Here is a 13,062-nt window from a genome sequence, read left to right on the forward strand (position 1 = left end):
GCCCCCTGCTCTTGCGAAAACGCGGGGGCAGGCAGATGAACACGGATGAAATCTGAAGCGGAGTGTACGAAAGAGGATTTTTTCTTTACCGGTGTTCACCTGTGTTAACCTGTGGTTCCAAGAGTCATGTATGCCGAAAACGATCCTCGAAGTCATAGACCTGAAAAAGCACTTCACGGACCGGAAGAGCCTCTTTTCCGCGTTCAAGGAAAAGCAGCGGTCCATCCCTGCCGTGGACGGGGTGAGCTTTTATCTGAAGGAGCATGAGACCGTCGGGCTCGTGGGCGAGTCGGGCTGCGGCAAGACGACCATCGGCAGGACCATCCTGCGGCTCACGCCGGCTACCTCGGGCAAGGTCCTCTTTGACGGGAAGGACATCATCGCGATGCCGCCCGAGGAACTGCGGCAGCTCCGGGGCCAGATGCAGATGATCTTCCAGGACCTGGACGCCGCCCTCAATCCCCAGATGCGGATCCGCGATATCCTGCAGGAAGCGATCACGGTGCATGACCGCGTCAGTGACGCAGAGGTCGGCAAGCGCATCGCCGGACTGCTCGAGCAGGTTAATCTGAAAAAGAGCAAGCTTTCCAACTTTCCCCACGAGCTTTCCGGGGGGGAGAAGCGGCGCGTGGGCATCGCCCGCGTCCTGTCGGTCGGCGCCCGGTTCATCGTTGCCGACGAGCCTACCAGCGCCCTCGACGTTTCCATCCAGGCGCAGGTCGTGAACCTCATGCGTGATCTGCAGAAGCGGCTCGGCCTTTCCTACCTTTTCATCTCCCACGATCTGCGTGTGGTGGAGCTCATCAGTCATAAGGTCGCCGTGATGTATCTCGGCAAGATCGTGGAGATGGGGCTGTCGGGCCGGATCGCGAACAAAGCGAGCCATCCCTACACGAACATTCTCTGGTCATCCCTGGTCGAAAAGCAGAGCAGGGAGTCGTCGCATGCTTCGGCGAATGTCCCCGTGGGCGCATGGGGCGTGTTCGACTTCGAGCGTCCGGTTGCGGGCTGCCGGTTCGCGCCGCGCTGCCCGGTCTATGAATCCAAGGGCAGGCCTGCGGTCTGTGTCGACCCTGCTACGGAACCGAAACTGACGGACGTTGGCGGCCATCTGGTGGCATGCCATTTTCCGCTCTGACCAGCCATTGAAACCGACCGGCAATCTCCTGAGCCCCGGCCATGCTCAACAGAAAGAATTGGATTTATGAAGAACGGATGTTATAATTCGGTCATGCCTTGGTACCGTGAAATCCTGATCTGTCTTCCCCTGGTTTTCTTCTGCAGTTCCGCCGCGCCTGCCGGAACGGCCGGAACCCCTGTCATCGAACACGGTCCGAGGAATTGCACGAAGGTTGCGCTTACCTTTGACGCCTGCCCGACCGGCAGGTCCGATGAGTACGATGAAAAGGTGATCGACGTCCTGATGCGGGAGCACGTTCCTGCCACGCTCTTCATGAGCGGCAGGTGGGTCCAGAAGAACCCCGGCAAGGCGAAGTTCCTCGCTGATCAAATTCAGTTCGAGATCGCAGCCCACAGTTTTTACCACCCCCATATGCTGGAAAAAGATGATGAACGGGACATCCGGGAGTTCAAGGCGACCCAGGCGGAGATCAGGAAGGTGACCGGGAAAACGCCGCGTTATTTCCGGCCGCCCTACGGAGAGGTGGATGAACGGGTGGCGGGGCTTGCGGCGAATGAGGGGCTTGTCACGGTCCAGTATGACATCGCTTCGGGCGACCCCGACCCGAACCTGTCACCGAAGGCGATTATACGCGGGGTTCTGCGGGAGGCTCGGGGCGGGAGCATCATCGTGTTCCACATGAACGGGAACGGCGTGCACACCGCGGAGGTCCTGCCTGACGTGATCGAAGGCCTGCGAAAAAGAGGCTTCACGCTGGTCACCGTGGGAGAACTCCTGCGGGAAGATCAGAAGGGCGAAGCGATCGTTCGGTCTTCACGGACGACAACTGGCGACCGAACCGCAGCCGCCAAGGCATCTCAACCAGGCGCGGCCTCGCACTTCTGACGGTCGGCCTCTGCCGGGGAGGGGCGACGTTTGCCGTGCCCTGCAGAACAATAAAGAGGGCATGCCCAATTGGGGCATGCCCTTTGTCTTCGATCAGGGTTGCTTAGGAGTCGATTAGGCGTTTAAACCTCTCTTGAAAGCGTCCAGCCACATGATGTGGCTCTTTTCCTCGTTGATGACCTCGTCGACGACCTCTTTCTCCTTCACGACGGACCGGAGCTCCCAGAAATAGAGAAGCGTCTCCTTCTCGAAGCCCAGGGCGAACTTCACGACATCCTGCACGGTTCTCAGGTGGTCCATGGAAGGCAGGGACTTGCTGTTGCCGAGGAAGAACTCCGACTCCACGAAGGCCCGCATGTAGGTGGTCACGTCCTCCCACTGGACCGGCTCCGTGCCCTTCTTCGCGACCATGTCCTTGAGGTTGCTGAAGGTCTTCTCGTGCACTTTTTCCTTGGAGGCCAGCGTCGTGAAGAGCTTGACCAGACCCGCATCATGCTTGAACTTGTCGGCCATGCCAACATAGAACTGATACCCGAGCTTTTCCGTCTGGACCGCCATTTCGAGGACCTCGTCGATCGAATACTTGTTCATGGCTTCTCCCTTATGAGTGAAAATAAATCCCGCCTTCGCGTGCCGTGCGGCGACAGGGAAACTATAGCGTTTCGGCGGGAGGGTGTCAACTTGATTTTTTTACGGGCCGGCGGGGATTGGGAAGAGCTATATACGGGCCGCAGCGTGCAAATTATGTTTGACCACGGATGAACGGCGCTTGGACCGGATCTCGAAGCAAGCTCTTGAGATCCCTGCACATTCTGAGCAGCATCGGGAAATTCTTCCTTTCGGAGGCACGAACTGCTCTTGCCGGACGCGGGGAGAATCAATGAGCCGATGGTCGAGACGCTCACATCCCGAGGGCCCGTTCGGGGTTGACAATTATGCCCTGTTTTGTTACATTGGCGCGTATCGCAGTGCGGAGGAACCTCGAAAGATCGCAACTGCCAGGAGGATCGCATGGGGGAAAAGCTCGCAGTCGTCGTGGGTGGTGGGCCGGCGCCCGGGATCAACGGCGTGATCAGCGCCGTAACGTTCGAGGCCGTCAAGCAGGGCATGGAGGTCGTCGGCATCCATGACGGGTTCAAGTGGCTGTCCAAAGGCGATACGACCCACACGCTCAAACTCGACAACGGCGAGATCTCGCGAATCCATCTCCGGGGCGGGTCGATCATCGGCACCTCGCGCGATAATCCGACCAAGAGCCCCGAAAAGATGGCGAACGTGGTGAAAGCGCTGACCAGCCTCGGCATCAAATACCTCGTTACGATCGGCGGCGACGACACGGCCTACACCTCGACGAGGGTCGAGCAGGAGGCCGGCGGCAAGATCGCGGTCTGCCACGTGCCGAAGACCATCGACAACGATCTTCCCCTTCCGCACGGCGTTCCGACCTTCGGGTTCGAGACGGCGCGCATGCTCGGCACCCAGCTGGTCGAGAACATCATGGAGGACGCCCGCACGGCAGGCCGCTGGTACTTCGTGATCGCCATGGGGCGGTCCGCCGGTCATCTCGCGCTCGGCATGGGCATGGGCGCAGGCGCGACGCTGACGCTCATCCCGGAAGAGCTGGGGAACAAGATCTCGCTGAACAAGGTCGTGTCCATGCTCTCGGGCGCCATCATCAAGCGCCTGGCTTTCGGCAGGAACCACGGGGTCGTCGTGATCGCCGAGGGCGTTGCCACGCGCCTTGACCCGGAGGAGCTCACTTTCCTGAAAGACGTGCCCCGCGACGACCATGGGAACATCCGGCTCGCCGAGATCCCGATCGGCGACATGCTGAAGCAGAAGGTGATCGCGGACCTGGAATCCCTGGGGGTCAAGATGACGATCATTGCCAAGGACATCGGGTACGAGCTCCGCTGTCAGCCGCCGATCTCCTATGACCGGGAATATACGCGGTACCTGGGTTACAGCGCCGTGACGTTCCTCGCCAAGGGCGGGACGGGCGCCATGATCATGCTGAAGGACGGCCATTGCCAGCCCATAAAATTCACCAACCTGCTCGATCCCAAGACGGGCAAGACCCGCATACGTACCGTGGACATCAAGGCCGATGAGTACCTGATGGCGCGGCGCTACATGATCAGGATCGAGAAGGAAGACCTGGAAGGCGAGTCGCTCAAGAAGCTGGCCGCGACGACGAACCTGTCGCCGGAGGATTTCAGGAAGCGGTTCTGCGTCTGCGTCGAATAGGGAAGGTTTAATACAATAAAAAAGGGACGGAGATTGAAATCTCCGTCCCTTTTTTATTCAGATGGGGATTCGTTTTTCGCGGGCCACATTTCTCAAAATGATGATCGCATTGTGCAGCCGCTGAAGCCGCATGTTCCTGTTGCGCACGGAAGCGGAGTCGGTGAGATCGATCTTTGCGGTTCTGGCGCCGGTCATGGCCTTGTTCAGGTGCTCGAACAGCTCCTTCACCATGTCCTTGTCGAATTTCTTCAGAAACAGCGGGTTCATCGAGACGTAGCCTTCCGCCACATCCGTTGCAACCGCTTTCATGCTCTTGCCCCTGATCCCGGTTTCCGCCATGACGACGCCTATGACCCGCCGAGCGATTCGACCATCTTTTCGAGCACGTCCCGCTTCCCGCGGACACCGTCAAGGTGTTTCTGCAGCTCCGCCTTGTCTGCGCCGGCCTGCACAGCATGCTGCAATGAGCCGATCGCCTCCGTCAGGTCCTGCGCCGACGCAGCGATCGCGGCATGGGAGTTCCGGTGGTGCTGCGCCAGGCGGCAGATCGAATCGACAAGCTCCTTCAGCATGGGATCGTCGGATTCCCTGAGCCTGATGCAAACGGATGTGTCACCCTGCGCCAGTTGATCGATGGTCCTGCGGATCCTGAGCATGGGGCCGACGAAGGAGTGGGAATACACCGTGCCTACCACCCCGATGAAGACCAGCAACGTTATGAGGGATATGGAGAAGAACAGGGGGAGCTGGAGCATCTCCGCGAGTTTCTGGAACACCCGCAGAAGCAGCGTGTATGCCATCAACACGAATATCAGGAAGATGATGAACCGGGACTGCGGCCCCGCGAAGTTCAGGTAACCCTTCCCGCGGCCGAGAATACTTCGCTTCAGACTTGTTGACATTGCTGCCGGCTCACCTCATCGCGCAGGGAAAATCAACCGCTTCTGTCACGCTGTCCGATCAGGTCCAGGACAGTGTCAAAATTATACTGATAAAAAAGGGGCAGGTCAAGGTCATAATTTGCCTTGCAGCGGCTCCGCGCCTGTGGTACATTTTTTCATGGCCCTCGTTGACCGCAATAACCGGTGCATCGACTACCTGCGCATCTCCGTCACCGACAGATGCAATCTCTCCTGCCTGTACTGCAAGCCGAAAGCCCGCATCGGGAGCCTCCAGCACCGAGACATTCTCCGGTATGAGGAAATGCTCAGGATCGTCTCCGTGGCCGTGCCGCTCGGCATCACGCACGTCCGCATCACCGGCGGTGAACCGCTCGTGCGGCGCGGCATCGTTGACTTCATCCGGTCGCTCCGGTCCGTCGACGGGATCAGGGACATGAGCCTGACCACGAACGGTGTGCTGCTCGCCGGCATGGTCGGCGAACTTCGTGATGCAGGGATCGGGCGTCTCAACATCAGCCTCGACTCCCTCCTTCCGGAAAAGTTCCGCACCATGACGGGAAGCGACCACTGGTCCGACGTCTGGGAAGGTATCCGGCGGGCGGAGGAGGCGGGATTTTCCCCGGTCAAGATCAACATGGTCCCGGTCAGAGGCGTCAATGATGATGAAATCCTGGACTTCGCGCGGCTCACGATCGACCGCCCCCTGCACGTCAGGTTCATCGAGTTCATGCCCATCGGCGCGAACGACCGGTGGCGGAGCGAAGCCTGTGTCAGCGGGGCGCAGATCCGGGAGGTCATCGAACGCGAGTTCGGTACGCTCGCCCCTGCACGCGGCAATGAGTCAGCAGGCCCCGCCTCGAATTTCCGGATCTCAGGAGCTGCGGGCGTGATCGGGTTCATCAGCCCTATCAGCAAGCACTTTTGCGCAGCCTGCCGTCGGCTGCGGCTCACGGCCGACGGGAAGATCAGGCCCTGTCTCCTGTCGGATACCGAGATCGATGTGAAGTCGCCTTTGCGCGGAGGCTGCGATGAGCGGGAACTGGAGCGGCTGCTGAGGCTGGCCCTGGAGATCAAGCCGGAGCACCACTATATCGACCGGGACCGGGGACTGCCGTACTGTTTCGAACGGACCATGTCGGGGATAGGGGGATGAGCGCGGGGTGACGAGTGACAAAGGACAGGAAGCCGGCCCGAAACTGAACCACTTCGACGAAGAAGGCAGGGCGCGCATGGTCGATGTTTCCGGCAAGGCGGAAACGGTCCGCGAGGCGGAAGCCGAAGCCCGGGTGAATATGCAGCCGGAAACGCTCGGCCTCATTCTTGACAGGAACATTTCGAAAGGAGACGTGTTCGGCGTTGCCCGCGTGGCCGGCATCATGGCAGCGAAGAAAACGCCTGAACTGGTCCCCCTGTGCCATCCGGTGATTCTCACGTCCGTCGAGGTCGCATTTGAGCCGGACGCCCCCTCATCGAGTGTCCTTGTCCGCGCGACGGCCCGGACGACGGGGAAAACGGGCGTGGAAATGGAGGCCCTGACGGCCGCAGCTGTCGCCGGTCTCACCATCTATGACATGTGCAAGGCCGTGGACCGGGCGATGACGATCACCGGCGTGCAGCTGATGAAAAAAACGGGCGGTAAGAGCGGGACCTTCAAGCGGTCCTGACGCGGTGCCTGAACTTACAATCCGGGACAAGAAGCGGGGAAAGAGGCCCCGCTTTTTTTATTACTGAAATTGCCGCCTGAACATGGTATTTTATACCAGCATCCGTCATTTGGTTCCGTCCGCAGCGCCGGGGCGGAGATGTCGATATGAAGAAAAAACTCCTGGAAGAAGAAAGGAAAATGAGACGCCTCAGGTTCATCGTGGACCTCGCGCAGGCTCTTCTTCTGCAGCAGAAAGACCTGACGCTGAAGGAGGCGTTCACTATCATGCAGGATACGAAGCGGGCAGCTCTGCTCTTGTTCCCTGACAAAGAATCCGTTTATGAGCTGATTTACACCCCTAGGTTCCGCAAGATCATAACCGACCGTTTCGTGATACCGGGCGGGTTCACTTCCCGACACACGTCATAGCGAATCCATTTTCCTGTTTATTTAATAAAATATATAATAATATCAGTATATTATATTGGTAGTTAGCACTCTACTTGACAGAGTGCTAATATTGTGATATATAGAAAATAGCATGGTGAGTTCGGAAGGAGGGATTACTATGAAAAGTCTCGTACGCTGGAACCCCTTTGGGACTCTTCAGAGATGGGATCCGTTGGATGAACTCCGTGGCATGCAGCATGAGATGGACAGGCTTTTTGACCGGCTTGGCATGGGACGGGATGTTACAGCTGCAGAAACGTTCAATGCCTGGGTTCCCTCGGTGGAGAGCTACATGAAGGGCAGTGACCTGATCGTCAAGTGCGAACTTCCGGGAATCGATCCCAAAGCCGTCGAGATAACGCTCGATGAGAATGCCCGGCAGCTGATCATCAAAGGTGAGCGCAAAACGGAAAAGGACACCAAGGAGGAAGATTACATCCACAGAGAGATGTCGTACGGCAGCTTCGAGAGACGATTCACGCTTCCCGAGGGCGTGAAGGCCGACCAGGTAAAGGCGAAATTCGCGAACGGCATTCTCGAAGTGAGCTTACCCGTTCCAAAGATCGCTCCGAAGGCCAAAAAGATAGAGATTGAAACACCGAAGATGATTGAAGGGGAAAAGGCGGACGTAAAGAAGGCCGCCTAAATGTCGGGAAATTCGGTTTCGATGGTGACATCCCGCATCTTATGGACGGATGCGGGATGTTTTTTAAGGCCTTATTTCAAAGGATTTCCGGGTACATGAGGGTGAATGAACGCTTGACACGGGAAGTCACGTATGCTAAATTGTTGGCACTCTCGCAGCGTGAGTGCTAACTTTTTTCCCTGAGCATCCTGGTGAATGCTTTATGGAGTTAGATGAAAGAAATAAAAGGGTTTTACAGGCTGTAATAGACAGTTACATCGCCAATGGTGCTCCTGTGGGGTCGGCCATTCTGGTCAAACGCTACGACTTCGGACTGAGTTCAGCGACACTCAGGAATATCATGGCCGATCTGGAGGAGCGGGGGTATCTTACGCATCCTCATACGTCGGCCGGGAGGGTACCCACAGACCGCGGCTACCGCTACTATATTGACAGTATCATCAACATCCGGAGGGACAGCGAAGACATAGAGGTCCAGCTACGACAGGTGCCGGAGATTCCCCTCCTGCAGGAGAGGGACCTTCACGGCCTCATGGAGGATGCCAGCCGGTTCCTGGCAACTCTCTCCAAGTGCGCAGGCGTGGTGGTTGCGCCTTCGGAGCCGGAAGGAACGTTCAAGCATATCGAGTTCGTGCGGCTGCGCGGCAGACAGGTGCTGCTGATCTTCGTGACGAATACCGGTATGGTCCAGAACAAGCTGATCGAGCTCGATGCGGCCGTGACGCAGCATGACCTGAACTACTTCAGCGCCTACCTGGACGAGGAACTGGAACAGCGGACGCTTGCCGAGATCCGTCAGCGGCTCGTGGAAAAGCTGAGGGAGGACAAGCAGGTTTTCATGCGGGTGATGGAAGAAACCTACCGGGCAAGCCAGCAGGTCCAGGAACGGGATGCGGAGAAGGTTTTCATCGGCGGCGCGTCGCAGGTCCTCGAGAGCCCGGAATTCGCGAACGTCGAGACGATGAGGAGCCTGTTCAAAGCGTTCGAGGACAAGTATAAGCTCCTAACGCTGCTTGACCGGAGCGCGGCGGCGGAAGGCGTGAAAGTTTTCATCGGGTCGGAGAACCCTTATTTTGAGATGCAGGGATGCAGCATGGTGGTCAGCACCTACCATGCCGCCGGCAACGTCGTGGGCACGCTCGGCGTGATCGGGCCGACGAGGATGCGTTACAAACAGGTGATCCAGGTCGTGGACTATACGGCGCAGCTGCTGACGAAACTGCTTGGCGAACGATATCAGCGAGGTCTGAACAAATGAAGAACGAATGGGACGAACAGTACGAGGACGAAGGACCCCCCGTTCCGCAGGAGGGTGAAGCGGCAGCCTCCGACGAGCGGGAGAGGCTGATCCAGGCCGCCGAGCAGAAGGCGAAGGAGGCTGCCGAGGCAAACGACAAGTATCTCCGGGTCTACGCGGAATTCGATAATTACCGCAAACGGATGCAGCGTGACATGGCGGAGTACAAGAAGTACGCAAATGAGCAGCTCGTGCTTGAGTTGCTGACGGTGGTGGATTCCATGTGTCTCGCCCTGAAGCACGCTGCGGAAGCGGGCGGGGCGGGAGAAGGACTGCAGCAGGGTGTGGAGCTGGTCTATAAACAGCTTCGGGATCTGCTCGAGAAGTTCGGTGTAAAACGGTTTTCAGCCAAGGGCGAGCCGTTCGACCCGGCCAAGCACGATGCGATGATGCAGGTCGTTACTGACGAGGTGCCGGAAAACTCCGTGGTGCAGGTATTCCAGGACGGCTACGTATACCACGATAAAGTGCTCCGCCACGCGAAGGTCAGCGTGTCGAAGAAGCCGCAGTCGGAGGCGGTCGCAGCTTCAGAACCATAAAACAGAACGGGCAGCATGGACGAAAGAGTGAGATGCAATCATCGTGAATATCCAAGGAGGCTTATATGGCAAAAGTGATAGGAATTGACCTGGGGACGACCAACTCCTGCGTAGCGATCATGGAAGGCGGCGAGCCGGTCGTTATCCCGAATTCGGAGGGAAGCCGGACCACGCCGTCGGTGGTCGCGATCACCGAGGGCGGCGAGCGGCTCGTGGGCCAGATCGCCAAACGTCAGGCGATCACGAACCCGGACAATACCATTTTCTCGATCAAACGGCTGATCGGACGCAAATTCGACTCGGCCGAGGTACAGGAGGCGATGAAGCACCTTCCGTACAAGATCGAAAAAGCGGCGAACGGCGATGCGCACGTCATGATCCGCGGGAAGGTGTACAGCCCGGCCGAGATATCGGCCATGATTTTGACCAAGATGAAGCAGACCGCTGAGGACTACCTCGGCGAGAAGGTGACCGACGCGGTCGTGACCGTGCCGGCCTATTTCAACGACAGCCAGCGCCAGGCCACGAAGGACGCCGGCAAGATCGCGGGGCTCAATGTGCTCAGGATCATCAATGAGCCGACCGCTGCGTCGCTGGCGTACGGGCTGGACAAGAAAAAGGACGAGACCATCGCGGTCTACGACCTGGGCGGAGGCACGTTCGACATCTCCATCCTGGAGCTGGGCGAGGGCGTGTTCGAGGTGAAGTCGACGAACGGCGACACCTTCCTGGGCGGCGACGATTTCGACGACAGGATCATCAAATGGCTCGTGGACGAGTTCAAGCGGGACCAGGGGATCGACCTGAGCAAGGACAAGATGGCGCTCCAGCGCCTGAAGGAAGCGGCCGAGAAGGCCAAGATCGAGCTGTCGAACGTCATGGAGACGGAGATCAATCTGCCCTTCGTGACCGCCGACGCGAGCGGGCCCAAGCATCTGCTGTACAAGCTGTCGCGCGCCAAGTTCGAGCAGCTGGCGGACGACCTGATCAGAAAGAGCATCGATCCCTGCAGGAAGGCGCTCAGCGACGCGGGCAAGACGGTTGACCAGATCAATGAAGCGGTCCTCGTGGGCGGCCAGACGCGCACACCCAAGGTGATCGCCGCGGTGAAGGAGTTCTTCAAGAAGGAACCGCACCGGGGCGTGAACCCTGATGAGGTGGTGGCGATCGGCGCGGCGATCCAGGGCGCGGTCCTGACCGGCCAGGTGAAGGACGTGCTACTCCTCGACGTGACGCCGTTGTCGCTCGGCATCGAGACGCTGGGCGGCGTGACCACCCGGCTCATCGAGCGGAACACCACAATCCCGACCAAGAAGAGCCAGGTATTCTCCACGGCATCGGACAATCAGACCGCGGTCTCGATCCATGTGGTCCAAGGCGAGCGCGAGATGGCTGCGGACAACAAGACCCTCGGCCGGTTCGAACTCATGGGCATTCCCCCTGCGCCGCGGGGGATCCCGCAGATCGAGGTCACCTTCGACATCGATGCGAACGGCATCGTGCATGTGATGGCAAAGGACCTCGGAACGGGCAGGGAGCAGTCCATCAAGATCACTGCGTCCAGCGGCATGAGCAAGGATGAGATCGACAAGGCCCTCAAAGAGAGCGAAGCGCACGCAGCCGAGGACAAGAAAAAGCGGGAAATCGCCGAGGCGAGGAACGAGGCGGACACCCTGATCTACTCTGTCGAGAAATCGGTGGCCGATTACGGCTCCAAGCTGACCGAGGACGAGCGGGCCGACATCCAGAAGGCCCTCGAGGCGGCGAAGGCGGTAAAGGACGGGCAGGATGCCGACGCCATCAAGAAGGCGGTCGCCGACCTGTCGAAGTCGTCGCACAAGCTTGCCGAGGAAGTCTACGCCAAGATGAACAAGGAGCAGTCACCGGGTGCGGGTGCGTCGGGTCCGGCCGGGGATGGAGGCGCGAAGCCCGAGGAAAAGGTCGTCGACGCCGAGTTCGAGGAAGTGGACAAGGACAAGAAGTAACGCCGTTACGCACCGAGGATAGCGGTTGCCGGGAAAAGCCGGCGGCGCTATCCTCTTTTTCTGAAGCATGTCTGTCTCCGCGCGGGAAAGCCGCATCATGAGCGCCGCGGGTAGCCGGTGAAGGGATTTATGGCCAAGGATTATTACGAACTGCTGGGGGTCCATCGCAATGCCACGGACGCGGAGCTCAAGCGAGCATACCGCCGGCTGGCCCACGAATTCCACCCGGACAAGAACCCCGGGAACAAGGAAGCCGAGGACAAGTTCAAGGAGATCAACGAGGCGTATGAGGTCCTGTCGGACGGCCAGAAACGCACCTATTACGACCAGTTCGGTACGGCGCCCGGTGCGCAGGCCGGACCGGGGGGCTTTGGTGCCGGCATGGGCATGGGCGATATCTTCGGCGATATCTTCGGGGAGTTCTTCGGCACCGGCCGGGGCGGCGCCCGGGCGGTCGCTGGAGACGACCTCCGCTACAACCTGAAGATCAGCTTCGAGGACGCCGCCTTCGGGACCGCGACCAAGATCCGCGTGCCCCGCTGGGAGCGCTGCCCCGAGTGCGACGGATTGGGCGCCGCCTCGAAGGATAAGATCATCACGTGTTCCTACTGCCACGGGTCCGGCCAGGTCCGGACGCAGCAGGGTTTCTTCAGCATCAGCCGTTCATGCCCCCGTTGCGGCGGTGAAGGAAAGATCATCACCGAACCCTGCAAGACATGCAAGGGCCGGAGACGGGTGGAGCGCGAGCGGACGCTTTCCATCAAGGTTCCTGCAGGCGTTGAAACGGGGACCACGATCCGCTTGAGCGGGGAGGGGGAACTGGGCGCCTACGGAGGGCCTCCCGGCGATCTCTATGTGTACCTTGCCGTCGGGGAGCACGCCCTGTTCCAGCGGGAGGGATTGGACATCATCTGTCCGGTCCCGATTACGTTCGTGCAGGCGGCGCTCGGCGCCGAGATCGAAGTGCCCACGCTCACGGGTCCCATGAAGCTGAAGATACCGGCGGGCACGCAGCCGGGGCACGTATTCCGGCTAAAAGGCAAGGGCGTCCCGCACCTCCGCGGCTCGGGAACGGGTGACCAGGTCTGCAGGATCATGGTCGAGGTGCCGGCCAAGCTGACGGGGAGGCAGAAAGAGCTTCTCCTGGAATTCGATCGCCTGAACGGCGAGCATTCGGCCCCGATCACCACGGGATTTTTTGACAAGGTGAAGGAGATCTTTGGCGACAAGGCGAAGAAATGATCCCCCGGGTTTCTCCCCACCCTGATCTCATCGAGCACCCCGCGGAAGCCCAGCACGGCGGCATGTCGCGGGAATGGTAATTC

General features: G+C 59.2%; 14 protein-coding genes. 11 read left to right on the top strand and 3 right to left on the bottom strand.

Annotated features, from left to right (window positions below):
* Positions 1-130 precede the first annotated feature (130 nt).
* Positions 131-1,138: an ABC transporter ATP-binding protein gene (locus VL197_16985; protein ID HUJ19685.1), complete on the top strand. Its 1,008-nt coding sequence runs from the start codon at positions 131-133 to the stop codon at positions 1,136-1,138.
* Between the two features lie 93 nt (positions 1,139-1,231).
* Positions 1,232-2,026 carry a polysaccharide deacetylase family protein gene (locus VL197_16990; GenBank protein HUJ19686.1) on the top strand — a complete coding sequence of 265 codons (795 nt, stop codon included), beginning with the start codon at positions 1,232-1,234 and terminating at the stop codon, positions 2,024-2,026.
* A gap of 114 nt (positions 2,027-2,140) precedes the next feature.
* Here VL197_16990 and VL197_16995 read toward each other — a convergent pair whose 3' ends face one another.
* The gene (locus VL197_16995; GenBank protein HUJ19687.1) at positions 2,141-2,617 is read right to left on the bottom strand and encodes a ferritin family protein; all 477 of its coding nucleotides are present in this window, start codon (positions 2,615-2,617) and stop codon (positions 2,141-2,143) included.
* A gap of 420 nt (positions 2,618-3,037) precedes the next feature.
* Between VL197_16995 and pfp the strand changes: the two genes are divergently transcribed.
* The gene (pfp, locus tag VL197_17000) at positions 3,038-4,273 is read left to right on the top strand and encodes a diphosphate--fructose-6-phosphate 1-phosphotransferase (protein ID HUJ19688.1); all 1,236 of its coding nucleotides are present in this window, start codon (positions 3,038-3,040) and stop codon (positions 4,271-4,273) included.
* A 57-nt stretch (positions 4,274-4,330) separates the two neighbouring features.
* On the opposite strand, the gene VL197_17005 is transcribed toward pfp, so the two are convergent.
* Both VL197_17005 and VL197_17010 read right to left on the bottom strand, forming a co-directional pair.
* A complete protein-coding gene (locus VL197_17005) occupies positions 4,331-4,612 on the bottom strand; it encodes a hypothetical protein (protein HUJ19689.1) in 282 nt (93 codons plus the stop codon).
* An 8-nt stretch (positions 4,613-4,620) separates the two neighbouring features.
* Positions 4,621-5,175 (bottom strand): hypothetical protein, encoded by a 555-nt coding sequence (locus tag VL197_17010; GenBank protein ID HUJ19690.1) that lies wholly within the window; start codon positions 5,173-5,175, stop codon positions 4,621-4,623.
* A gap of 157 nt (positions 5,176-5,332) precedes the next feature.
* Between VL197_17010 and moaA the strand changes: the two genes are divergently transcribed.
* The 8 genes from moaA (at position 5,333) to dnaJ (ending at position 12,979) form a co-directional block, all read left to right on the top strand.
* Positions 5,333-6,328 carry a GTP 3',8-cyclase MoaA gene (moaA, locus tag VL197_17015; GenBank protein HUJ19691.1) on the top strand — a complete coding sequence of 332 codons (996 nt, stop codon included), beginning with the start codon at positions 5,333-5,335 and terminating at the stop codon, positions 6,326-6,328.
* A 7-nt stretch (positions 6,329-6,335) separates the two neighbouring features.
* Complete coding sequence (gene moaC / locus VL197_17020) at positions 6,336-6,839, top strand: cyclic pyranopterin monophosphate synthase MoaC (GenBank protein ID HUJ19692.1); 504 nt, start codon at positions 6,336-6,338, stop codon at positions 6,837-6,839.
* 146 nt (positions 6,840-6,985) lie between these two features.
* Positions 6,986-7,249: a hypothetical protein gene (locus VL197_17025; protein ID HUJ19693.1), complete on the top strand. Its 264-nt coding sequence runs from the start codon at positions 6,986-6,988 to the stop codon at positions 7,247-7,249.
* Between the two features lie 139 nt (positions 7,250-7,388).
* The gene (locus VL197_17030) at positions 7,389-7,916 is read left to right on the top strand and encodes an Hsp20/alpha crystallin family protein (GenBank protein ID HUJ19694.1); all 528 of its coding nucleotides are present in this window, start codon (positions 7,389-7,391) and stop codon (positions 7,914-7,916) included.
* A 202-nt stretch (positions 7,917-8,118) separates the two neighbouring features.
* Positions 8,119-9,174 carry a heat-inducible transcriptional repressor HrcA gene (gene hrcA / locus VL197_17035; GenBank protein HUJ19695.1) on the top strand — a complete coding sequence of 352 codons (1,056 nt, stop codon included), beginning with the start codon at positions 8,119-8,121 and terminating at the stop codon, positions 9,172-9,174.
* Complete coding sequence (gene grpE / locus VL197_17040) at positions 9,171-9,752, top strand: nucleotide exchange factor GrpE (GenBank protein ID HUJ19696.1); 582 nt, start codon at positions 9,171-9,173, stop codon at positions 9,750-9,752. Before hrcA ends, grpE begins: the two co-directional genes overlap by 4 nt.
* A gap of 65 nt (positions 9,753-9,817) precedes the next feature.
* The gene (dnaK, locus tag VL197_17045) at positions 9,818-11,737 is read left to right on the top strand and encodes a molecular chaperone DnaK (GenBank protein HUJ19697.1); all 1,920 of its coding nucleotides are present in this window, start codon (positions 9,818-9,820) and stop codon (positions 11,735-11,737) included.
* Between the two features lie 129 nt (positions 11,738-11,866).
* Positions 11,867-12,979, top strand: a complete 1,113-nt coding sequence (gene dnaJ / locus VL197_17050) for a molecular chaperone DnaJ (GenBank protein HUJ19698.1) — start codon at positions 11,867-11,869, stop codon at positions 12,977-12,979.
* Positions 12,980-13,062 lie beyond the last annotated feature (83 nt).

The organism is Nitrospirota bacterium (genome assembly GCA_035516965.1).
GTDB lineage: Bacteria > Nitrospirota > UBA9217 > UBA9217 > UBA9217 > MHEA01.